General features: G+C 69.0%; 17 protein-coding genes and 1 pseudogene. 8 read left to right on the forward strand and 10 right to left on the reverse strand.

Annotation, left to right across the window (positions count from 1 at the left end):
• Both I7S92_RS11905 and I7S92_RS11910 read left to right on the forward strand, forming a co-directional pair.
• On the forward strand, window positions 1–1,939 hold a 1,939-nt coding region (locus tag I7S92_RS11905), incomplete at its 5' end, for a class I tRNA ligase family protein (protein ID WP_242070182.1).
• 109 nt (window positions 1,940–2,048) lie between these two features.
• Window positions 2,049–2,303: a DnaJ family domain-containing protein gene (locus I7S92_RS11910; protein ID WP_206761074.1), complete on the forward strand. Its 255-nt coding sequence runs from the start codon at window positions 2,049–2,051 to the stop codon at window positions 2,301–2,303.
• A gap of 64 nt (window positions 2,304–2,367) precedes the next feature.
• Here I7S92_RS11910 and I7S92_RS11915 read toward each other — a convergent pair whose 3' ends face one another.
• Window positions 2,368–3,405, reverse strand: coding sequence for a cytochrome-c peroxidase (locus tag I7S92_RS11915; RefSeq protein WP_197644395.1), 1,038 nt, complete (start codon window positions 3,403–3,405; stop codon window positions 2,368–2,370).
• Between the two features lie 409 nt (window positions 3,406–3,814).
• Here I7S92_RS11915 and I7S92_RS11920 point away from each other — a divergent pair, with 409 nt between their 5' ends.
• Window positions 3,815–4,915: a pyridoxal phosphate-dependent aminotransferase gene (locus I7S92_RS11920; protein WP_197644397.1), complete on the forward strand. Its 1,101-nt coding sequence runs from the start codon at window positions 3,815–3,817 to the stop codon at window positions 4,913–4,915.
• Here the strand turns inward: I7S92_RS11920 and I7S92_RS11925 are convergent, their stop codons facing one another.
• The 3 genes from I7S92_RS11925 to I7S92_RS11935 all read right to left on the reverse strand — a co-directional run bounded on the left by I7S92_RS11925 (window position 4,916) and on the right by I7S92_RS11935 (window position 8,237).
• Window positions 4,916–5,296 (reverse strand): DUF4177 domain-containing protein, encoded by a 381-nt coding sequence (locus I7S92_RS11925; protein WP_197644400.1) that lies wholly within the window; start codon window positions 5,294–5,296, stop codon window positions 4,916–4,918.
• Between the two features lie 154 nt (window positions 5,297–5,450).
• Window positions 5,451–6,962 carry an Asp-tRNA(Asn)/Glu-tRNA(Gln) amidotransferase subunit GatB gene (gene gatB / locus I7S92_RS11930; RefSeq protein WP_197644403.1) on the reverse strand — a complete coding sequence of 504 codons (1,512 nt, stop codon included), beginning with the start codon at window positions 6,960–6,962 and terminating at the stop codon, window positions 5,451–5,453.
• Window positions 6,963–7,028: 66 nt separating this feature from the next.
• Window positions 7,029–8,237 carry a calponin homology domain-containing protein gene (locus I7S92_RS11935; RefSeq protein ID WP_197644406.1) on the reverse strand — a complete coding sequence of 403 codons (1,209 nt, stop codon included), beginning with the start codon at window positions 8,235–8,237 and terminating at the stop codon, window positions 7,029–7,031.
• A 73-nt stretch (window positions 8,238–8,310) separates the two neighbouring features.
• Between I7S92_RS11935 and I7S92_RS11940 the strand changes: the two genes are divergently transcribed.
• Window positions 8,311–8,931 (forward strand): transglycosylase SLT domain-containing protein, encoded by a 621-nt coding sequence (locus I7S92_RS11940; RefSeq protein ID WP_242070183.1) that lies wholly within the window; start codon window positions 8,311–8,313, stop codon window positions 8,929–8,931.
• On the opposite strand, the gene pepN is transcribed toward I7S92_RS11940, so the two are convergent.
• A complete protein-coding gene (pepN, locus tag I7S92_RS11945; protein ID WP_197644408.1) occupies window positions 8,919–11,492 on the reverse strand; it encodes an aminopeptidase N in 2,574 nt (857 codons plus the stop codon). The two genes, I7S92_RS11940 and pepN, sit on opposite strands and share 13 nt — an antisense overlap.
• A gap of 108 nt (window positions 11,493–11,600) precedes the next feature.
• On the opposite strand from pepN, the gene I7S92_RS11950 reads away from it, so the two are divergent.
• Complete coding sequence (locus I7S92_RS11950; protein WP_197644411.1) at window positions 11,601–12,968, forward strand: FAD-binding domain-containing protein; 1,368 nt, start codon at window positions 11,601–11,603, stop codon at window positions 12,966–12,968.
• Window positions 12,969–13,008: 40 nt separating this feature from the next.
• Here the strand turns inward: I7S92_RS11950 and I7S92_RS11955 are convergent, their stop codons facing one another.
• The 3 genes from I7S92_RS11955 to I7S92_RS11965 are packed head-to-tail and all read right to left on the reverse strand — an operon-like array spanning window position 13,009 to window position 14,707.
• Window positions 13,009–13,896 carry an SRPBCC family protein gene (locus I7S92_RS11955; RefSeq protein ID WP_242070184.1) on the reverse strand — a complete coding sequence of 296 codons (888 nt, stop codon included), beginning with the start codon at window positions 13,894–13,896 and terminating at the stop codon, window positions 13,009–13,011.
• Complete coding sequence (locus tag I7S92_RS11960) at window positions 13,893–14,369, reverse strand: SRPBCC family protein (protein ID WP_197644413.1); 477 nt, start codon at window positions 14,367–14,369, stop codon at window positions 13,893–13,895. The genes I7S92_RS11955 and I7S92_RS11960 overlap by 4 nt, the downstream gene beginning before the upstream one ends.
• A complete protein-coding gene (locus tag I7S92_RS11965; RefSeq protein ID WP_197644416.1) occupies window positions 14,366–14,707 on the reverse strand; it encodes an ArsR/SmtB family transcription factor in 342 nt (113 codons plus the stop codon). Before I7S92_RS11965 ends, I7S92_RS11960 begins: the two co-directional genes overlap by 4 nt.
• A 183-nt stretch (window positions 14,708–14,890) precedes the next feature.
• Here I7S92_RS11965 and I7S92_RS11970 point away from each other — a divergent pair, with 183 nt between their 5' ends.
• A complete protein-coding gene (locus tag I7S92_RS11970; protein WP_197644418.1) occupies window positions 14,891–17,032 on the forward strand; it encodes a malate synthase G in 2,142 nt (713 codons plus the stop codon).
• A gap of 553 nt (window positions 17,033–17,585) precedes the next feature.
• On the opposite strand, the gene I7S92_RS11975 is transcribed toward I7S92_RS11970, so the two are convergent.
• Window positions 17,586–18,008, reverse strand: a complete 423-nt coding sequence (locus I7S92_RS11975; RefSeq protein ID WP_197644421.1) for a MerR family transcriptional regulator — start codon at window positions 18,006–18,008, stop codon at window positions 17,586–17,588.
• Between the two features lie 84 nt (window positions 18,009–18,092).
• Between I7S92_RS11975 and I7S92_RS11980 the strand changes: the two genes are divergently transcribed.
• Together I7S92_RS11980 and I7S92_RS11985 are read left to right on the forward strand one after the other, a co-directional pair.
• The gene (locus tag I7S92_RS11980) at window positions 18,093–20,375 is read left to right on the forward strand and encodes a heavy metal translocating P-type ATPase (RefSeq protein WP_197644424.1); all 2,283 of its coding nucleotides are present in this window, start codon (window positions 18,093–18,095) and stop codon (window positions 20,373–20,375) included.
• Between the two features lies 1 nt (window position 20,376).
• A complete protein-coding gene (locus I7S92_RS11985; RefSeq protein ID WP_197644426.1) occupies window positions 20,377–20,814 on the forward strand; it encodes a hypothetical protein in 438 nt (145 codons plus the stop codon).
• A gap of 340 nt (window positions 20,815–21,154) precedes the next feature.
• On the opposite strand, the pseudogene I7S92_RS23480 reads toward I7S92_RS11985, so the two are convergent.
• Window positions 21,155–21,403 (reverse strand): annotated as a pseudogene (locus I7S92_RS23480) (DUF5681 domain-containing protein); the annotation flags it as partial.
• Between the last annotated feature and the right edge of the window lie 63 nt (window positions 21,404–21,466).

The raw sequence follows: 21,466 nt of genomic DNA on the forward strand, positions 1-21,466 counted from the left end.
GCGCCCGGCCCCCCCCCCCCCCCCCCCCCCGCCCCCCCCCCCCCGCGCCCCCCCCCCCCCCCCCCCCCCGACTCTGATCCCCTACGTCGAAGCCAAGCCGATCATGCAGCCCTTCGGCGACCGCTCGAAAGTGGTGATCGAGCCGATGCTGACCGACCAGTGGTTCGTCGACACCGCGAAGATCGTCGAACCGGCGCTGGAGGCCGTGCGGACCGGCCGCACCCGGGTCATCCCGCCCTCCGGCGAGAAGACCTATTACCACTGGCTCGAGAACATCGAACCCTGGTGCATCTCCCGCCAGCTCTGGTGGGGCCACCAGATCCCGGTCTGGTATGGTCTCGACCTCACCGCCCCCGGCTTCAGCGACGACGAGGGCGACGGCGCGATGGACGAGGTGGAGATGCTCCAGTTCCTCGGCGATGGCGGCCATGTCCAGCGCGACGCCCGCCACCACTGCGCCGCCGATTTCGCCACCGTCGCCGACCGCTTCCTCGATGACCTCGCCGCCCTGCCGGTGCCGCTGAACCACGCCCGCGTGATCGAGGCCGCCGACCGCGCCCAGGCCGTGGATCTCCTCGCCGCCGCGCTGGGGGAATACGAGGTCACGCAAGACCCGACCAGACTCGTCTACCCGATCTGGCGCGACCCCGACGTCCTCGACACCTGGTTCTCCTCCGGCCTCTGGCCCATCGGCACGCTCGGCTGGCCCGAACCCACCGAAGAACTGAAGAAATACTTCCCCACCTCGGTCCTGGTGACCGGGCAGGACATCCTGTTCTTCTGGGTCGCCCGGATGATGATGATGCAGCTTGCCGTGGTCGACGACATCCCCTTCCACACCGTCTACCTGCATGGCCTCGTCCGCGACGCCAAGGGCAAGAAGATGTCGAAGTCGCTCGGCAACGTCATCGACCCCTTGGAGATCATCGACGAATACGGCGCCGATGCGCTGCGCTTCGCCAATGCGGCGATGGCCTCGCTCGGCGGCGTGCTGAAGCTGGATACCAGCCGCATCGCGGGCTACCGCAACTTCGGCACCAAGCTCTGGAACGCCTGCCGCTTTGCCGAGATGAACGGCGTCTGGGAGGGCCACGCGACCGGCCCCGCGCCCGCGCCGAAAGCCACAGCAAACCGCTGGATCATCGGCGAGACCGCGAAGACCCTGGCCGAGGTCGACGAGGCGCTGGAGACCTTCCGCTTCGACCAGGCCGCCGACGCGCTCTACAAGTTCGTCTGGGGCAAGGTCTGCGACTGGTATGTCGAATTCGCCAAGCCGCTGTTCGACGGCCCCGACGCCACCGAAACCCGCGCCACGATGGCCTGGGTCCTCGACCAGTCGATGATCCTGCTGCATCCCTTCATGCCCTTCCTCACCGAGGAGCTCTGGTCCACCACCGGCAAGCGCGCCAAGCTTCTGGTCCACACCGACTGGCCCGACCTGCCCGCCACCCTGATCGACCGGGCGGCCGAGGCCGAGATGACCTTCGTCACCACCCTCATCGACGACATCCGCTCGGCCCGCGCGCAGGTGCATGTGCCGGTGGCGCTGAAGGCCGACCTCGTGGCCACCAGCCTGACCGACGAGGCCCGCGCCGCCTTCCAGCGCAACGAGGCCCTGATCAAGCGCCTGGCACGGGTGGACAATGTGACCGAAGGCCCCGCCCCCAAGGGCTCGATCGCCGTCGCGGCCGAGGGCGCCGCCTTCGCGATCCCGCTCGCCGGCCTGATCGACATCGCCGAGGAGAAATCCCGCCTGCAAAAGGCGCTGGACAAGCTGGCTAAGGAAATCGGCGGCCTCAAGGGCCGGCTCGACAACCCCAACTTCGCCAGATCCGCGCCCGAGGATGTGGTGATGGAGGCGACCGCCAACCTCGAGGCCCGGCAGGAAGAGGCGCAGAAGCTGCGCGATGCGCTGGCCCGCCTGGCCGATCTCGGCTAGGCCGGGCGCTCGCTTGCGGCGGCGGCCGATCGCACCCACCTTCGGGTGCAAGAGGTGACGCACGTCCTGGCTCTCCCGCCTTGCCGAACGCCAGATCCAGAAGGCCCGCCTGAAGGGCAAGCCCCTGCCCGACCGGACCGGCGATGCCTTCGTGTCGGCGGGCGATGCGGTGGGCTTCCGGATCATGGCCGAGGCCGGCGTCCTGCCCGAGGAGATCCGGCTGAAGCAGCAGGTCGCCGCGGCGCGGGAACGGCTCGCCGGCCTGCAAGACGAGGCCGCGCGCAAGGCCGCCATGGCCGAAATCGCCCGGTTGGAGATGCTGCGGGCGATTGCCGAGGAAGCCCGCCGGAAATTCCTGCGCTGAGCGCCGGTCGCGATGAAAAAGGGGCGGCCCGAAAGCCGCCCCCGCACTCGTTAAAAAACAGGTTTCACTCGACCATGGTCGTCGGGCGCGGCGTGCCCGCGGTCTCGGCCGGCAGCACCGGCAGCGTGACTTCGGGCATGGTCCCGGTCAGGCTGTCCAGGAAGGCGACGATCTGCGCGGTTTCCTCGGGCTTCAACTCCTCGCCCAGCTGGCTTTCCGCCATGATCTCGACCGCGACCGACAGATCCCAGACCTTGCCGGAGTGGAAGTAGGGCGCGGTCAGGGCGATGTTGCGCAAGGGCGCGGCGCGGAAGACATATTCGTCGTCCGCCGTCTCGGTCACGGCGAAGCGGCCCTTGTCGCCTTCCGGCAGCACTTCCGAACCGGGCTTCTCGATCAGGCCGAAGGGATAGTAGCCGTGCCCGCCGACGTTCACGCCCGAGTGGCAGGAGGAGCAACCCTTGTCCATGAAGAGTTGCAACCCGGCCTTGGCCTCGGCCGTCAGCGCGTTGTCGTCGCCGTTCAGATAGGCGTCGAAGGGCGCGGGCGTCAGCAGCGTGGCCTCGAAGGCCTCGATCGCCTTGGCCATGTTGTCGAAGCTGACCGGATCGGCCGCTTCGGGGAAGGACGCGCCGAACCAGGTCACGTAGTCCGGCAGCGATTTCAGCGTCGCCACCACGTTGTCCGGGGTGTTGGCCATCTCGACCCCCGCCTGCACCGGACCCTTGGCCTGCGCGGCAAGGTCATCGGCCCGGCCGTCCCAGAACTGCGCCTCGTTCAGCACGGCGTTCAGCGCGGTCGGCGCGTTGCGCGGCCCCTTCTGCCAGCCGTGGCCGACCGAGGTTTCCATGTTGTCGTCGCCGCCGGTGGTCAGGTTGTGGCAGGAATAGCAGGAGAAGACGCCCGAGGCCGAAAGCCGGGGATCGAAGAACAGCGCCTTGCCAAGCGCGATCTTCTCGGGCGTGACGGTGTTCTCCTTCAGCGCGGGAATGGTCGACGGAAGCGGCTTGAAGGTCTCGGTCGCCGCATCGCGCAGGGCATCTGCAGCAACTGGTGCCGAAAGCGCGGATGAAAGAACAAGGAACAGGATTGGGGACCGCATAACTACCTCCATCTGGGTCTTCGGAACAGTGGGAAGTATCGCGCGCGGGCACGCGCGGGACCATGATCTGGATCAATTCCAAGTTACGCCGCGATGCGGCAGACGGCCGCAGGCAATTGTTATTGCAACGAAATCCCGACAGAATCCGGCAGGAACTCCCATCCCCGCCGCCCTGCCGTCACGCCCCCCTCTCCGACCTGTCATCGGGCGGAGAAAGGGACGGGAAGGCCGCCGAAAGCGCCCGGCGTTGCGGCGAAGGTTGACGCCACCGGGCCAGTTGCCCGGCCAGACAGATGCCAGACGCCTGCCAGACGGATGGCAGACGCTTCGTCCGCCCCAGATCACCCCGTTCCCTGCCGCAGCGCACGCCCCCTTGCGAAGCCCCCCGCCCCGTGCCAGCCTCCCGCGCATGAGCCGCTTCCTCACCCCCCACGCCGCCCGGCTGCCCTCCACCGTCCCCTTCACCGGACCCGAGGCGCTGGAGCGCCGCTCCGGCACCCCGTTCCGCGCCCGGCTCGGCGCGAATGAATCGCTCTTCGGCCCCTCCCCCAAGGCCGTCGCGGCGATGCAGGCGGCCGCAGGCGGGGCCTGGATGTATGGCGATCCCGAAAATCACGATCTGAAACAGGCACTTGCCGCCCATCACAGCGTCACGCCCGCCCATATCGCGGTGGGTCCGGGGATCGACGGTCTCCTCGGCCTGATCTGCCGCCTGACGCTGGAGCCCGGCACCCCCGTCGTCACCAGCCTCGGCGCCTATCCGACCTTCAACTTCCACGTTGCCGGCCATGGCGGAAGCTTGACCCGCGTGCCCTACAAGCACGACCACGAGGACCCGGAAGCCCTTGTTTTCGCAGCGAAAAACACCGGCGCGCGGCTTGTCTACCTCGCCAACCCCGACAATCCGATGGGCAGCCACCACCCCGCCCGGGTGATCGAGGACATGGTGGCGAACCTCCCCGACCATTCCCTGCTGATCCTGGACGAGGCCTATGCCGACCTCGCCCCGCCCGGCACGGTGCCGGCGATCGCGGCGGATCATCCGCAGGTGATAAGGATGCGCACCTTTTCAAAGGGTTACGGCCTTGCGGGCGCGCGTGTCGGCTATGCGATCACCCATCCCGAACTTGCGCTCGCCTTCGACAAGGTGCGCGACCATTTCGGGATGGGCCGCGTCTCCCAGGCCGGGGCCCTGGCGGCGCTGCGGGATCAGGACTGGCTGAAAAGCGTGCAGGATCTGACACTTGCCGCCCGCACCCGTCTCTCTGCCATCGCGTTGCAGAACGGGTTGCGGCCCCTGCCCTCGGCCACCAATTTCGTCACCATCGACTGCGGCCGCGACGGGGACCATGCGGGAAAGGTGCTGGCAGAGCTGGGACGCCGCGGGGTGTTCATCCGGATGCCCGGCATCGCCCCGCTCGACCGTTGCATCCGCATCAGCCTGGGCGACGACCAGGCGCTTGATATTCTTGCGGAAACTTTGCCCCTGGCTCTGAAGGCCGCGGGCTGATCACTCGGCGGCGAGCTTCGGGTTGACCGGGCCGACGGCTGGCGCGGCGCCGGAAAGCGGCACCTCGGCCGGGCCGAGCCGCGGGGCCGAGACCATGGCGGCCTCGGCCGCCACCAGGCGCAGGGGCGCCGAGGCTTCGGCAAGCGCGCCCAGCTGGCGGCGGAACACCAGCACGTTCTGGAACGTGGTCCTGGTCCCGGTCAGCCCGACCCTTTCGTCACAGGGCAGGCTGTCGGCGCGGACATAGTCCCAGCCCTCGGCCCCGAGACCGTTCATCAACTGGGTCAGCGTTTGGGCAAAGCGGTCCTCGGTGGACTTAACGCCCCGCGCCTTCTCGCCGCGCTTGGGGGCGGGAATGACCTTGTATTCGAAGCGCTGCATCCTGGTCTCCGGCCTTGGGTCGGGCAAGGAATATGGCATTCGTTCCCCGACCGCAAATCACGGAAGCTTTCCCCGGCAGAACCGCGCCGGTCAGGCGGCCCAAAATCCTTCGAAGGATTTTGCAAGACTTTTCGAAAAGTCTTGCGCGCCCCGATCAGAGGCCGAGCTTTGCCGCCACCAGCGCGTTCACCGTCGCCGGGTTCGCCTTGCCGCCCGAGGCCTTGATCACCTGCCCGGTGAACCAGCCCGCAAGCTTTGGATTTGCCTTGGCTTTTTCCACCTGCTCGGGGTTCGCGGCGATGATCTCGTCCACCGCCTTCTCGATGGCGCCGGTGTCGGTGACCTGCTTCATCCCCCGCGCCTCGGCAATCGCCGCCGGGTCGCCGCCTTCGGTATAGACGATCTCGAACAGGTCCTTGGCCATCTTGCCGCTGATCGTTCCAGCCGCGATCAGGTCGATGATCCCGCCCAGTTGCGCCGCCGAGACCGGGCTTTCGGTGATGTCGTGGCCTTCCTTCTTCAGCCGGCCGAAAAGCTCGTTGATGACCCAGTTCGCCGCCATCTTGCCGTCGCGGCCCCTGGCCACCTCGTCGAAATAACGGGCCGAGACGGCTTCGGCGGTCAGCACGTTGGCGTCATAGTCGGTGAGGCCGTAGTCGGCCATGAAGCGGGCCTTCTTGGCGTCGGGGAGTTCCGGCATCCGCGCGGCGATGTCGTCGACCCAGGCCTGCTCGATCTCCAGGGGCAGCAGGTCGGGGTCGGGGAAGTAACGGTAATCATGCGCCTCTTCCTTCGACCGCATCGAGCGGGTCTCGTTCTTGTCGGGATCGTAGAGGCGGGTTTCCTGCACCACGCTGCCGCCATCCTCGACGATGGCGATCTGGCGGCGGGCTTCGTATTCGATGGCGGCCTGGATGAAGCGCATCGAGTTCATGTTCTTGATCTCGCAGCGGGTGCCGAGGTGCGAGAAATCCTGCGTTTCCTGATACTTCTCGTATTGACCCGGCCGGCAGATGCTGACGTTCACGTCGGCCCGCAGGTTGCCGTTCTGCATGTTGCCGTCGCAGGTGCCGAGATAGCGCAGGATCTGGCGCAGCTTGGTCACATAGGCCGCCGCTTCCTCGGGTCCCCGGATGTCGGGGCGCGAGACGATCTCCATCAGCGCGACGCCGGTGCGGTTGAAGTCGACAAAACTGAGGTTCGGGTCCATGTCATGGATGGATTTCCCGGCGTCCTGTTCCAGGTGGATGCGTTCGATCCGCACGCGGCGGGCGACGCCGGGGGCCATCTCGACGATCACCTCGCCCTCGCCCACGATCGGATGGTAGAGCTGGCTGATCTGATAGCCCTGCGGCAGGTCGGGGTAGAAATAGTTCTTGCGGTCGAAGGCCGAGGCCAGGTTGATCCGCGCCTTCAGCCCCAGCCCAGTGCGGACCGCCTGTTCGACGCAGAATTCGTTGATCACCGGCAGCATTCCCGGCATCGCGGCATCGACGAAGGAGACATTGCTGTTCGGCTCGGCCCCGAAGGCGGTGGAGGCGCCCGAGAAGAGCTTGGCGTTCGACGAGACCTGGGCGTGGATTTCCATGCCGATCACCAGTTCCCAGTCGTGCTTCGCCCCGGCGATCACCTTGGGCGCGGGCGCGGTATAGGTCAGGTCAAGCATCTGTTTTCCTCGGCGCTGTCGTCGCGCCGGGTTTAGGCCGCGCGGGCGTTCGGGGCAAGGGGTCCGTCACGCGCGCGGGATGCGGCTGCCCAGCCCCTCGCCCCAGCGGACGATCCTGGCACCGCGCGCCAGGGCCGGGCCGAAGACCTCGGCCAGGGCGAAGGCGAGGCCGTCGGCGCCATGGGTCCAGCAATCCAGGTGGATTTCCTTGACCCGGTTCCACAGCACGTCGGAAAGGGCGGCCCGCGCCTTGGTCAGCTGCCAGACCGCATCCGGCCCCGCCGCGCGATAGTCGTGCACCATGCGGGTCAGCAGGTCGGCCGCGACATTGGCGCGGTGCTGGCAGCCGGTCGCATCCTGATAATCCCCCAGCGCCGCGAAGAAGAGCTCGACATCCAGGTTGGGCAGGAAATCCCCCAGCCTTTCCTGCGCCGCGATGTGGAAGATGGCATAGGCCGCCTTTCCGGTAGCCCCCTGCGTCATGCCGGCGGCGCGCCGGGCCTCCTTCTCGAAGCCCTGCAGCGAGCCGAACCAGTCGGGCAGCATGTCGATGGCATGGGTGGCGTGGACCGCGGCGTCCAGCGGGTCGAGGTCGCACCAGTCCTCGAACCAGTCGCGGCACAGCCCGGCCCCGTCCTCGATCCCGCGCACCAGAAGATAGCGCGTTCCGGCCAGAAGCGGCGACATCAGCTCGATCGGGTCGAAGGACAGCAGCAGGTCCTCGGCCTCGGCGTAATGCGCGGCGCTTTCGGCCGAGAGATCGCGCGACAGCCGGCCCTGCCCCGCCGCAAGACCCAGCGCCGCGCCGAAATCGACATGGGCCTGCGCCAGGAGATGCGCGGCGGCGTGATTCTCGGGGTGCATGGCCAGGACGGCATCGAATCGGGCAAGCTCGGTCCGCGCGGCGCCCCAGTCCTGCCGGTCAAGCGCGGCAAGCAGCGCGCCGCGCAGACCTTCGCTGATCAACGCCGCCACCCGCCGCCCGCCCGAGGCCATGCTGCGCTCCTCATCGGCGAAGCGCAGGGATTCCAGCAGATCGGCCCATTCCCCGGCCTCGGCCATGCGGGTGTGATCGGCACGGATGCAATTCCATTCAGTGACTTCCGGGCCCAGTCGCAGCACCGGAACCTCGAGCCGCGACAGCACCAGATCGGCCCGGATCCCCTCGACCCGCCAGGATGCCGGGGCGGTGCCGCCGACCAGCCGGGCGGCATCTTCCTGCCGATCGCGGCCGGTGCGGGTTTTCACGTGCAGAAGCGAGGGGGTAATCAGCATCTCGAATTTCCCGGGCGGTCCACGGGGCCGCCATGGGTGCAAGCATGGCTCAGATCAGGGCGGAATGATGGAAATGCGGTGGATTTCAGGTGACGCCAGCCGGCGCGTGGCGGCAATTTCGGCAGTGATTGCGGCAACTTCGCTGTCGGCCTGCGTTCCCGCCGGCACCGGCGACACGATGTCCTTCGCGGCACTTCCGATGCAGTGGGACCACCATCCCGAGGCCGAGGAATGGACCGAATCGACCATGGTCGCCATCTCGACCAAGGACCCGATTCTCTCGGAACGCGTGCCCGCCGACATCGGGACCTGGTGCCCCGGCTATCCCGATGCCTCGGTCGAGGAGCGCCGCGCCTTCTGGACCGGGCTTCTTTCGGCGGTCGCAAAATACGAGAGCACCTGGAACGAGAAGGCCTCGGGCGGGGGCGGGCGCTGGATCGGGCTGATGCAGATCTCGCCGCGCTCGGCCGCCAATTACGGCTGCGAGGCGACCTCGGTCGGCGCGCTGAAGGATGGCGAGGCCAACCTGGAATGCGCGGTCGAGATCATGTCGACCCAGGTCGCCAAGGATGGCCTCGTCGCCGGCGGCGGCAATCGCGGCATCGGCCGCGACTGGGCGCCGCTGCGCTCGGGCGAGAAGCGCGCCGCGATGGCGGCCTGGACCCGCGCCCAGCCCTATTGTCAGGCCGGCTGACCCGCCGCCAGCATCCGCCCTGCCATTTCCCGCAGGTCGCCGCTGAGATCGGGCGCGGCCAGGATCCGCTCCAGTTCCGCCTGGGCCAGCTTGCGCCGCGCGGCGTCATAGCGCGGCCAGGTCTCGAAGGCGGTCGAGACGCGGGCCGCCGTCTGCGGGTTCAGGGGATCCAGCTTCAACAGCCAGTCCGCCACCACGCGATACCCCCGACCTGAAAGGTGATGGAACCCGGCATGGTTCGCCGCCAGCGCCCCCACGACCGAGCGGAAGCGGTTCGGGTTCTTCCAGTCGAAATCCGCCCGCGCGGTCAGCCGTTCGGTCAGCTCCGCCGCCTCGCCCGGCTCGGCCAGCGCCAGCTGGAGGGCGAACCACTTGTCCATGACATTGGCGTCGCCCCCCCAGCGGTCGGCGAAGACCTGCAACTCGGCCGCCCCCTGCCCCACGTCCAGCAGCGCGGCCAGCGCGCCGATCTCCTCGGTCATGCTGCGCGCCCCGGCAAAGGCCTCGGCCGCCAGTTTCCCGCCGTCCCGCCGCGCCAGGAGCGCCAGCGCCGCCAGCCGCAGCGCCCGCCGCCCTGCCTGTTCCGCCGAGGGCGAGAACTCCGCCCCGTCGTCCAGATCGCGGCAAAGCTGCACCAGCCCCTCGCCCAGCCGGATCGCCAGGGCGCCCGCCATCGCGCGGCGGGCGGAATGGATCCGCGCCGGGTCGGGGATCCGGCCCATGGCATGAATGGTCTGCGCCATGTCGTCCTCGGCCGGAAGCCGCAGGCAAAGCGCCCGGAACGCCGGGTCCAGCCCCCCGTCGAAGGCCACCGCCGCCACCGCGTCCAGCCAGGCCGGGCTGGGCGGCGCATCCTGCAGCACCATCGCGGCCATGACATCCTTGGCCAGCGCCCGGCCCGCCTCCCATTTGTTGAACGGGTCGGTGTCATGCGCCAGAAGGAAGGCGCGTTCCTCGGGCGGGGCCTCGCGCTCCAGCACCACCGGGGCCGAGAAACCGCGCAGGATCGAGGGCACCGGCCGCGCCGCAAGCCCCTGGAAGCGGAAGCTCTGCCGCTCCTGCGTCATCTCCAGCATGATCGTCGGCACCACCTCGTCGCCATTCGGGTTCAGAAGGCCGACGTTGATCGGGATCACCCGGGGCGCCTTCTCGGGCTGGCCGGGGGTGGGCGGGGTCGACTGGGTGAAGGTCAGGGTATAGACCCCGTCCTGCCAATCCTCGGCGACCTGCAGCCGGGGGGTGCCGGCCTGGGAATACCAGAGCTTGAACTGCGACAGGTCGCGTCCCGTGGCATCCTCGAACACATTCAGCCAGTCCTCGATCGTCGCCGCATCGCCGTCATGGCGGTCGAAATAAAGGTCCAGCGCCCGCTTGTAGCCCTGATCGCCGACCAGGGTCTTCAGCATGGCGATGACCTCGGAGCCCTTCTCGTAGACGGTCGCGGTGTAGAAATTGTTGATCTCGACGAAGCTTTCGGGCCGCACCGGATGGGCCAGCGGCCCTGCATCCTCGCGGAACTGGCGCGCGCGCAGCGCCACGACCTCCTCGATCCGCCGCACCGCGGCCGAGCGCATGTCGCCCGAGAACTGGTGGTCGCGGAAGACGGTCAGGCCTTCCTTGAGGCAAAGCTGGAACCAGTCGCGGCAGGTGATCCGGTTGCCGGTCCAGTTGTGGAAGTATTCATGGGCGATGATCGCCTCGATCCTTGCGTAGTCGTCGTCGGTGGCAGTTTCGGGCGAGGCCAGGACATAGCGGGAGTTGAAGATGTTCAGCCCCTTGTTCTCCATCGCGCCCATGTTGAAGTCGTCGACGGCGACGATATTGAAGACGTCGAGGTCGTATTCCCGGCCATAGACCTCCTCGTCCCAGCGCATCGAGCGGATCAGGCTGTCCATCGCATAGGCGCAGCGGTCCTCGTCGCCGGGGCGGACCCAGATGTTCAGCGCGACCTTGCGGCCCGAGGCGGTGGTGAAATCGGCGGAATGGGCGCGAAGGTCGCCTGCCACCAGCGCGAAGAGATAGGCGGGCTTCGGCCAGGGATCGTCCCATTCCGCCCAACCCTGGCCGTTTGCGGTCGGGTTGCCGTTGGACAGAAGCACCGGCAGGTCGCTCTCGATCCGCACCCTGAAGCGCGACATCACGTCCGGACGGTCGAGGTAATAGGTGATCTTGCGGAACCCTTCGGCCTCGCATTGGGTGCAATACATGCCCTTCGACATGTAGAGCCCCTCCAGCGCGGTATTGGCCTCGGGCGCGATCTCGACCTCGGTCTCCAGCAGGAACGGACCTTCGGGCAGGTCCTCGGGCGCGATGGTCAGCCCGCTGTCATCCAGCGCCGGGGCGACCGCCTGCCCCGCCACGGCGCAGGCGACCAGCCGCAGCCCCTCGCCATCCAGCCGCAGCGGATGGCGACCCGGCCGGGCCGGGTTCGGCGCCAGATGCAGCTGCGCCAGAACCCGCGTCGCCCCCGGCGCAAGGCGGAAGGTCAGCTCCACCCGCTCCACCAGATGCGTGAACGGCTGGTAATCGGCCAGGTGGATCGTCTTCTGCGCGTCGAGCATGCGGCACTCCCTTTGCGCCCAAGCTAAGCCCCTGCGCCGCGGGCGCAAGTGGGTCCGGCCCGCAATGGGTGCTTTACGAATCCGCCGGCGACGCTAGATCTATGTTCCATGAATGTTCTCGTCTGGCTGAAACGCGACCTGCGGCTGCACGACCATCCGGCCCTGACCCTGGCGGCGGGCCTCGGCCCCGTGCTGCCGGTCTATATCGCCGAGCCTTCGCTCTGGTCCCGGCCCGATGCCTCGGCCCGGCAGTGGGAGTTCGTGGCCGAAAGCCTGGCCGACCTGCGCGAGGCGATGGCGGGCCTGGGCCTGCCCTTGGTGATCCGCCTTGGCGAGGCGGTGGAGGTGCTGGACCGTCTCTGCCGCCAGCACCGGATCGCCCGGATCATCAGCCATCAGGAGACGGGGATCCCCGCCGACCGGGCCCGCGACCGCCGGGTGGAGGCCTGGGCGCAGGGCGCGGGGATGGAGTGGACAAAGGTGCCGCAGCCCGCCGCCGAGGGCGATCCCGCCGCACAGCCGCTGCCGCTGCCCGCCGCCCGCGCCGTCCCGGGCGTGGAGCCCGGCGCGGTCCCCGGCACCCGCGCCCTGAAACTCGCGCCCGATCCCTGCCCGCACCGCCAGCTTGGCGGCAGAACAAGGGGGCTCGACCTCCTCGACAGCTTCCTCGCCCGTCGCGGCGAACCCTACCGCAGCGCCCTCGCCTCGCCCCTCGCGGCCGAGCGCGCCTGCTCGCGCCTCTCGCCGCATCTCGCCTGGGGCACGCTTTCGGGGCGCGAAGTGGCGCAGGCCACGGCCATCCGCCAGGCCGAGCGCCCCGGCGGGCGCTGGACCGGGGCGCTGGCCGAGTTTCGCCGCCACCTCGCCGCCCGCGACCGGCTCTTGCGGGGGCCGGAGGACGGGCCCGGCCTTAGCGACCATGGGACCGGGGCCGCGGGCCTGCAGGCCTGGGCAGAGGGCGAAACCGGCCTGCCCTTCCTCGACGCCTGCCTGCGTTACCTGCGGGCGACGGGCTGGCTGAGCTTTCCGCTGCGGGCGATGGTGGCTTCGGTCGCGACCGGACCGCTCGGCCTCGAGTCGGAGACGGCGGGGCAGGAGCTGGCGCGGCGCTTCACCGATTACGCGCCCGCGATCCACTGGCCGCAGATCCTGGCGCTGTCGGGCGGTCCCGGGGGGCAGCGCGCGCCGAATCCGGTGCGACAGGGCCTGCGGCAGGACCCGACGGGCGGCTTCACCCGGCGCTGGCTTCCCGAGCTGGCCGCCGTCCCCGAGGCCTTCCTGCACGAGCCCTGGAAGTGGCCCGAAGCGCGCCGCCTTCTTGGCCACCGCTATCCCGAGCCGCTGGTGGACTTCGCCAGCGCCCCCCGACCGGCGCGGAAAGTCCCAGCCCGGCGGGTCGAGGCCGCGCAACTGGTGCTGGACCTCCAGGCCGCCTTGCCCTGCCGGGCGCCGCCGATTTCCGAACGGAAATCGTGACGGAATTCTCCTTCAGAATTCCGCGCGCCCGGCCGCAGCGTCAGTCTGCACCGACAAAGCGCGCAAGCTTGCCCAGCGTCTGCAGCCCCAGTTCCACCGCGCCGAAGCCCTTCGCCTGCTGGAACTCCTGCGCCGTCGCGAAGATCATCCCCAGCGTCACCCGCGTCGCCCCGCCCTCATCGGCGAACATCGCCCAGGCATCGGCATGTTTCGGCCCGTTCTCGCCCCAGTGCAGCGCATAGTCCAGCCGCGCCTCGGGGACCACCGCGCCATAGCGGTGGTGGTTCGGGAACACCGTCCCGTCCGGCCCGATCATGTCGAAGACCCATTCGCCCCCTTCCCGCAGGTCGATGCGCGCGGTGCGGCAGGAGAACCCCTCCGGCCCCCACCATTGCGGCAGGGTCTCGGGGTTCATCCAGGCGCCCCAGACCAGCCGGCGCGGCGCCCTGATCACCCGCTCCAGCAGCATCATCCGCTCGGCCACCCCGCGCAGGTTGTCGAGCCCGCCGCCGAAGCCCTGGCGGTAGCCTTCCGCCATGTCCTCGGCCAGCGAGGAAAGCTGCACCGTCACCGCGATCCGGCTGCCCGCGCCCCCGGCCGCGAACTCCGCCGTCACCAATGCGGCGGACTGGGCGATGCCCTCGGCCGAGATCACCTCGTGGTTCACGCAGCATCCCGGCGCAAGCACCAGCCAGCCGCTCTCGCAGCGGATCTCCGGCGGCCGGGGCCCGCGGCAGATCGAGACCTCGCGCCCGCCCGGCCGCGGGTCTGATTCCAGGATCTCCACCGTCACCTCCGGCGAGGGCGCCGACCAGACCGCCCGCGCGGCGGGGGCGGTCCAGGCCTGCCGAAGCACCGCCACCGGCGCGTCGACCTCGCGTTCGAAGGCCAATGTGGCGAAGCGGCCGCCCATCGGATCGGGGATCATTCCATCAGTCCCTTCGCATAATCTTCCAGCTGCGTCGCCACCGTGCCCCAGCCGTCGAAGAAGCCCATGTCCTCATGTGCCTTGCGGGTGTCCGGGTTCCGGTGCCGGGCGATGGCGGTATAGGTCGTGCCGCCGCCGGGGGCGTCTGCGAGAAGCAGGATCGCGGTCATGAAGGGTTCGGGCGCGGGCTTCCAGCCTTCGGTATAGGCATCGGTGAAGACGAGCTTTTCCAGCGGAACCACTTCCAGATAGACGCCGTGGTTGTCCATCGCGTTGCCTTCGACCTCGAAGGTCGTGTTGAAGCGGCCGCCGACCCGCAGGTCGATGTCGACCGCGGTCACCTTGTGCGGTTTCGGCACGAAGAAATGCGGGATGTGCTTCGGGTCGGTCCAGCATTCCCAGACCAGTTGGCGTGGCACCGCAAGGGTGCGGGTGAAGCTCAGGTCGGTGGCGGGGTCCAGATCGGGGGTCATGTCGCGCGCTCCTGCATCAGGGTCATCACATAATCGTCCAGCCGGTCGAGCCGCGCCTCCCAGATCGCGCGCTGCTCCTCCAGCCAGTCGCGCACCGGAGCCAGCGCCTCGGGGACCAGCGCGCAGGACCGCACGCGGCCATCCTTCTGCGTCGCGACCAGCCCCGCCTCTTCCAGCACGGCGAGATGGCGCATGATCGTCGGCAGCCGCAGCCCGGTGGGGCCGGCAAGCGCGCTTACCGCCGCCGGGCCGCGTGCCAGGCGGGACAGCATCATCCGCCGCGTGGGGTCGGACAGCGCGTGGAACAGAAGCGACAGGTCGGGATCATGCTTAGCCATGTCACTAAGTAACACGGGGCCACCCCTCGCGCAACCGACAGTTCGTCACTTGGCTAAGTTTATTCGCTGCCGATTCAGACAGGTGCTTTTCGCCTTTGCCACATAATCCCCGCCGCCGCCGTCCTTGCCCCGCCCCGCCCCCGGCCGGTATCCTGAAGCCTGAATTCCAGCGGAGGGACGAGGATGGCACGGGTCGAGCGGTCGGGGCTGAAGGTCGACGGACAACTCGCCGGCTTCGTCGAGGACGAGGCCCTGCCGGGCACCGGGATCGCGCCCGCCGCCTTCTGGGACGGGTTTGCCGGCCTGCTGCAGGAGTTCGCGCCGCAGAACCGCGCGCTGCTGGCCCGGCGCGAGGCGCTGCAGGCGCAGATCGACGCCTGGCATGTCGCGCGGCGCGGCAAGCCGCATGACCACCTGGCCTACCGCAGCTTCCTGGGCGAGATCGGCTATCTTCTGCCGGAAGGCCCGGCCTTCGCCATCGAGACCGCCAATGTCGACCCCGAGATCGCCCGCGTCCCCGGACCGCAGCTGGTTGTGCCGATCACCAATGCCCGCTATGCGCTGAACGCCGCCAATGCCCGCTGGGGCAGCCTGTACGACTGCCTCTACGGCACCGACGCCATGGGTTCCACCCCGCCCGCCGGCGGCTATGACCGCGGCCGCGGCGCGCGGGTGGTGGCGCGCGCGCGGGTCTTCCTGGACGAGGCTTTCCCGATCGCCGGGACCAGCCATGCCGACGTGCGCCGCTATGTGGTGAAGGACGGCGCGCTTCTGGTCGACGACCTGCCGCTGGTCCAGCCCGGGAAATTCGCGGGCTACCGCGGCAATCCGAAGGCGCCGGACTCGGTTCTTCTGCGCAACAACGGCCTGCATGTCGAGCTGGTCTTCGACCGGGCGCATTTCATCGGCTCGCGCGACCAGGCGCTGCTGGCCGACGTGCAGCTGGAAAGCGCGATGACCGCGATCATGGACTGCGAGGATTCGGTCGCCTGCGTCGATGCCGGGGACAAGGTCGGCGCCTATCGCAACTGGCTGGGGCTGATGCAGGGCAACCTCGCGGAGGCGTTCGAGAAGGCTGGTCGCCAGGTCGAGCGGCGGCTGGCGGCGGACCGGGAATATCTGGACCCGAACGGCAGCCCCTTCACCCTGAAGGGCCGCGCGCTGATGTGGGTGCGCAACGTCGGCCACCTGATGACCAACCCGGCGATCCTGCTGCCCGACGGCTCGGAAGTGCCCGAGGGGCTGATGGACGCGATGGTGACGGTGGCGATCGCGCTGCATGACCTGAAGAAGACCGAGGGAATGCGAAACTCGGTCCTGGGGTCGGTTTATGTGGTGAAGCCGAAGATGCACGGGCCGGAGGAGGTCGCCTTCGCCGATGCGGTGATGGCGCGGGTCGAGGCGGTGCTGGGCCTGCCGGCCAACACGGTGAAGCTGGGGATCATGGACGAGGAGCGGCGGACCTCCGTGAACCTCAAGGAATGCATCCGGGCCGCCAAGGGGCGGGTGGCGTTCATCAACACCGGCTTCCTCGACCGGACCGGGGACGAGATTCATACGAGTATGGAGGCCGGGGCGTTCAGCCGGAAGGATTTCATCAAGCGGAAGTCCTGGATCACGGCCTACGAGAACCTGAACGTCGATATCGGGCTGGAATGCGGGCTGTCGGGCAAGGCGCAGATCGGCAAGGGGATGTGGGCGATGCCCGACCTGATGGCGGCGATGCTGGACGAGAAGATCGCCCATCCCCGCGCCGGGGCGAACACGGCCTGGGTCCCCTCGCCCACGGCGGCGACGCTGCATGCGCTGCACTATCACAAGGTCGACGTCTTCGCGGTGCAGGCGCGGCTGGCGAAGGGGGGCCGCAGGGCGCAGGTGGACGGGATCCTGGAGATTCCGCTTGCCACCTTCCAGGGCTGGACCCGCGCCCAGGTGCAGCGGGAGGTCGAGAACAACGCCCAGGGGATCCTGGGCTATGTGGTGCGCTGGATCGACCAGGGGGTCGGCTGCTCGAAGGTGCCGGATGTGAACGATGTCGGGCTGATGGAGGACCGGGCGACCTGCCGGATCTCGGCCCAGCATGTCGCGAACTGGCTGCATCACGGGGTGGTCTCGGAAGGCGAGGTCATGGCGGCGATGCAGAAGATGGCCGCCGTGGTGGACCGGCAGAACGCGGCGGATCCGCTGTACGTTCCCATGGCGCCGGGGTTCCAGGGCGCGGCCTTCCAGGCGGCCTGCGAGCTGGTCTTCAAGGGCCGGGAACAGCCTTCGGGATATACCGAGCCCCTGCTCCATGCCTGGCGGCTGCGGGTCAAGGCGGGGTGAGAGGCCAGGGCAGCCTTTCCTGCCCGCGTGACCCCTCGGTCCGGGGCGGCTTTTGAAGCGAGCGCCTGGCAGCTCAGGCGAAAGCTTCGCGGATCCGCCTGACCCGTGCGGCAAGGAAGAACGTCCGCCAGGGCATTGTCAGGCAATGCGATTTTCCGCCGGCTTTCGGTGGCGTCGATGACCGGCAATCGACGGATGTCACGCCGCCGGCGCGGTAATCGGGCCCGCGCCCGGCATCGCCTGCAACGGGCGCGGCATTTCCGCTCCGTTCGACATGGCCGCGATCCGCGCCATCGGCGACATGGCCAAACTCGGAGAAAGGCGACCGCCCGCGCCTGCTGGTCGGCGGAGGCCGCCTCGGCGATCGCCCCGGCGCCGGCCTGCTGCCGCTTCAAGAACGGCGTGACGGAATGCGGCGCGACCAGCCGCAGCTATAGTATTCAAGGCTTGCGGCGAGCGCCCCTTGCGGCCCCAAGCCAAGGCGCATCCGGGCCCGGACCGCGCAATCCGGGCCAAGGCCGTCAGGGCGTGGAGGCCAGAATCGGAAGGGTTGTCATGCCGGCCCGTGGTCATGGGCGCAAAGCGCGTGGTCGCCCAGCGTCTCGATCACCCGGCAGTCCCTGATCGTGCCGCAGGCGCACTGGTCGATCATGCGGTGCAGTTCGGCCTCCAGCGCCTTCAGCCTGCCGATCCGGGCCTGCACGGCCTTCAGTTGCGCCCTGGCGATGTCGTCCACCGCGGCGCAGGGCCGGTCGGGCCGGTCCGACAGGCTGAGGAGGTCGCGTATCGCCTCGAGCGGGAAGCCGAGTTCGCGGGCATGGCGGATGAAGGCGAGGCGGTCGAGCGTTTCGCGGCCATAGAGGCGCTGGTTGCCCGCGCTGCGCCCCGCTTCGGGCAGAAGGCCGATCTGTTCGTAGTAGCGGATGGTCGGGACCTTCACGCCCGTGGCCTGTCCCAACTTCCCGATGCTCAGCATGCGAATGTCCTTGAAGCTATAGCCGCTAGAGAAATTAGGTAGGAGGCTGACCCGATTCGGACAAGGTGAGGGAAGGCGCAGCAAATGGCAGAGCGGCTCGAATGGAATGTCAGCGGCATGGACTGCGCCTCTTGCGTGGCGAAGGTGGCGCGGGCGGTGGAGCGGATGCCGGGGGTGAGCGAGGTGTCGGTCGCGCTGATGGCCGAGAAGCTTTCGTTGACCCTCGCACCCGACACCACGCCGAGGGAAAGGATCGAGGCGACGGTCAGGGCGCTTGGCTATGGCATCGCGCCGAAGGGCACGGCGGCGCCGAAGCAGAAGGGCTTCGTGCTGCCCGAGGCGAAGACGCCGCCCGACCACGGGCCAGGGCATCTCCATGCGGGCGGGACCGAGCTTGACCCTGGCCATGAGCCGGGCGACGGCGACCATGCCGCTGCCGCGGGGGCCGATGCCGGTCATGGCAGCGGTGGCCATCTCCACGACGCCCCCGCCGACCGGGGCAGGCGCTGGTTCCGGACGGCCAAGGGTCGGCTGGTCCTCGTCACCGGACTCTTGCTGGCGGCGGCCTGGGCTGTGGATCTGACCGCCGGCCACGAGCTCGGATATCGGGCCTTCGCCGCCGCCTGCGTGATCGGCGTCGCTCCGGTCGCGCAACGGGCATTCGCGGCGCTGCGGATGGGCCAGCCTTTCACCATCGAAAGCCTGATGACCATCGCCGCTGTGGGCGCCCTGTTCATCGGCGCGGTCGAGGAGGCGGCGCTGGTCGTCTTCCTCTTCGCCGTGGGCGAAGTGCTGGAGGGGGTGGCCGCCAACCAGGCCCGGGACGGCATCCGTGCGCTGGCGAACCTCGTCCCCAGGACCGCGCTGCTGGTCGAGGGCGCGGCCACGCGCGAGGTCCCTGCGGCCAGCCTGGTCATCGGCCAGACGGTCCTTGCCCGCCCCGGCGACCGCATTCCGGCGGATGGCGAGATCGTCGAGGGAACGAGCGGCGTGGATGAAAGCCCCGTCACCGGCGAAAGCCTGCCCAAGACGCGCGGCCCTGGCGAGGCGGTCCTTGCCGGCTCGATCAATACCGAGGCCGCCCTGCGCATCCGCGTGACCAAGGCGGCCGAGGACAACACCATCGCCCGCATCATCCGGCTGGTGGAGGAGGCCGAGGAGGCGCGCGCCCCGACCGAACGCTTCATCGACCGCTTCAGCCGCTGGTACATGCCGCTGATCGTCGCGCTGTCCGTGGCCGTGATCCTGATCCCGCCCTTGGCCATGGGGGCGGACTGGGACACCTGGATCTATCGCGGGCTGACGCTGCTCCTGATCGGTTGCCCTTGCGCGCTGGTGATCTCGGTCCCGGCCTCCATCGCCTCGGCCCTCTCGGCGGGGGCGCGGCGGGGGCTCCTCATGAAAGGCGGCGCCGTGATCGAGGCGGCGGCCTTTGTGCGGCAGGTCGCGTTCGACAAGACCGGCACGCTCACCCATGGCCGCCCGGAGGTGGTGGATGTGGTGCCCGCCGGCCGCGCGACCGAGGCGGAGGTGCTGCGCCTCGCGGCGGCCGTCGAGAGCGGGTCCAGCCATCCGCTGGCGCAGGCGATCCTGCGGCGGGCGGAAGGAATCCCCCTGCCCGCTGCCACTGCCGCCCGGGCCATCACCGGCAAGGGCGTGTCGGCGACGGTCGAGGGGCGCGATCTGACCATCGCGAGCCCTCGCCACGCCGCGGAGACGGGCGCGCTTCAGGGCGAGGGAATCCACCGGACCAGGGTGATGGAGGAGGAAGGCAAGACTGTCGCCGTCCTGTTCGAGGGCAAGGCGGCGCTTGGCCTGATCGGCTTGCGCGACGTGCCGCGCGCCGATGCGGTCGAGGCGGTGCGCCAGCTGCGCGCCATGGGGATCACGCCCACGATCCTGACCGGCGACAACCCGCGCACCGCGGCGGCCATCGCAGGCAGCCTCGGCACCGAATTCCGGGCCGGGATGCTGCCCGGGGACAAGCTGGCCGCGATCCGCGAGATGGCGGCGCGGGGCGGGGTGATGATGGTGGGCGACGGGATCAATGACGCGCCGGCGCTGAAGCACGCCTCGGTCGGGGTGGCGATGGGATCGGGGACGGATGTGGCGCTGGAGACGGCGGATGCGGCGATCCTGCGCGACCGGGTGACGGACGTTCCGGCGCAGATCCGGCTGGCCCGCGCCACCATGTCGAACATCCGGCAGAACGTGGCGCTGGCCCTGGGGCTGAAGGCGGTGTTCCTCGCAACGTCCGTCTTCGGCATCACCGGGCTCTGGATCGCGATTCTCGCCGATACCGGGGCGACCGTGCTGGTGACGCTGAACGCGCTGCGGCTTTTGGCCTACAACCCGGAGAAGGCCTGACATGCTTCTTCGCTCTGGTTGGGCGGCGCTGGCTGTCCTTGGCGTCTACCTGATCCTGTTCTTCGTGGGCGGGGTGCGGGCGGCGCAGGCGTCGGGGCGTCCGATCTGGCTCTTCGGGGCGGCGACCGGGTGGGATCGCATGGCGGCGACAGGCTTCCGTGCGGCCTTCGCATTCTCCCTCGCGGGGCCGCTGCTGTGGCTCGCCGTTCCTGCACTGCACAAGGTCGATCCCCTCTGGACCGCAGGGGGCCTTTCCCTTCCCGGCCTTTCGGGCGTCGCCCTCGCGGCAGGCGGCGCGATGCTGGCCTTTGCGGCGCAGAGGACGATGGGGGCGTCGTGGCGGGTGGGTGTGAAGACAGGCGAGACGGGGGCGCTGGTGCGGGGCGGTCTGTTCCGGCTTTGGCCCGACGCAGGTTTCGGGGGCCAAGTTTCATGGTAGAAGCTGTGTGGGATGGCGAGCGCCTGTTTCGATCCGCGCTCCCGGATGGAGAGCGACTGAAGGGCGTGGCAGCGTTCGCCCCCCGAGCCGAGTTTCGATCCGCGCTCCCGGATGGGGAGCGACGCGCGCTTCTCGCGCACAGCGATGTCATCGCGGAAGGTTCCAGCAACAGACGTTCGCAGGCGTTGTCCGGTCCATAGATCGGGTCATCATTCCGTGTGGCAATCCCGAGGATCAGCAAAGCCATGTCCGCGTTCGCAGGGTCGGGCGAATACTTTGTTTCCCACGGCCAGTACTGCGGCCTTGTGACATTGGCTGCCATCCAGGCCTCCCGTTTCTTGATCCATTTCAGAACCTCGCGTTGCGCAAGCCGCTTGCCCGCAATCGCATCCTGATAGGTGCGGTGCTGGAGCGCTTCCTCCACCGACACCTCCTGCGCCCGCCCGTTGCGGGTGATCGTCAGGATCCGGTCGATGATCACGTCGAAGGCCGATGGCTGTGTGTCGACCGCCTTCGTCGGTCGCCCCTTCGGATTGCCACTCGCTCCCGGCCTGAAGCGCCCGGCGTTGGAAGCATTGCCCTTCGTCATGAAGCCTCGCCCTCGCGCTGCGGATCCTGCCCGGTCACAGTACCATGTGATGGAATACTATCG

Source organism: Tabrizicola soli, from assembly GCF_015999335.1.
Classification (GTDB): domain Bacteria; phylum Pseudomonadota; class Alphaproteobacteria; order Rhodobacterales; family Rhodobacteraceae; genus Tabrizicola; species Tabrizicola soli.

Bases quoted from the DNA above. Each gene is read 5' to 3' on its own strand.
- I7S92_RS11940 (WP_242070183.1), top strand. From the start codon at position 8,311: ATGCGGTGGATTTCAGGTGACGCCAGCCGGCGCGTGGCGGCAATTTCG.
- I7S92_RS11915 (WP_197644395.1), bottom strand. From the start codon at position 3,405: ATGCGGTCCCCAATCCTGTTCCTTGTTCTTTCATCCGCGCTTTCGGCA.
- I7S92_RS11965 (WP_197644416.1), bottom strand. From the start codon at position 14,707: ATGGCTAAGCATGATCCCGACCTGTCGCTTCTGTTCCACGCGCTGTCC.
- I7S92_RS11975 (WP_197644421.1), bottom strand. From the start codon at position 18,008: ATGCTGAGCATCGGGAAGTTGGGACAGGCCACGGGCGTGAAGGTCCCG.
- I7S92_RS11935 (WP_197644406.1), bottom strand. From the start codon at position 8,237: ATGCTGATTACCCCCTCGCTTCTGCACGTGAAAACCCGCACCGGCCGC.
- I7S92_RS11955 (WP_242070184.1), bottom strand. From the start codon at position 13,896: ATGATCCCCGATCCGATGGGCGGCCGCTTCGCCACATTGGCCTTCGAA.
- I7S92_RS11980 (WP_197644424.1), top strand. From the start codon at position 18,093: ATGGCAGAGCGGCTCGAATGGAATGTCAGCGGCATGGACTGCGCCTCT.
- I7S92_RS11920 (WP_197644397.1), top strand. From the start codon at position 3,815: ATGAGCCGCTTCCTCACCCCCCACGCCGCCCGGCTGCCCTCCACCGTC.
- I7S92_RS11960 (WP_197644413.1), bottom strand. From the start codon at position 14,369: ATGACCCCCGATCTGGACCCCGCCACCGACCTGAGCTTCACCCGCACC.
- I7S92_RS11985 (WP_197644426.1), top strand. From the start codon at position 20,377: ATGCTTCTTCGCTCTGGTTGGGCGGCGCTGGCTGTCCTTGGCGTCTAC.
- gatB (WP_197644403.1), bottom strand. From the start codon at position 6,962: ATGCTTGACCTGACCTATACCGCGCCCGCGCCCAAGGTGATCGCCGGG.
- I7S92_RS11925 (WP_197644400.1), bottom strand. From the start codon at position 5,296: ATGCAGCGCTTCGAATACAAGGTCATTCCCGCCCCCAAGCGCGGCGAG.
- I7S92_RS11950 (WP_197644411.1), top strand. From the start codon at position 11,601: ATGAATGTTCTCGTCTGGCTGAAACGCGACCTGCGGCTGCACGACCAT.
- pepN (WP_197644408.1), bottom strand. From the start codon at position 11,492: ATGCTCGACGCGCAGAAGACGATCCACCTGGCCGATTACCAGCCGTTC.
- I7S92_RS11970 (WP_197644418.1), top strand. From the start codon at position 14,891: ATGGCACGGGTCGAGCGGTCGGGGCTGAAGGTCGACGGACAACTCGCC.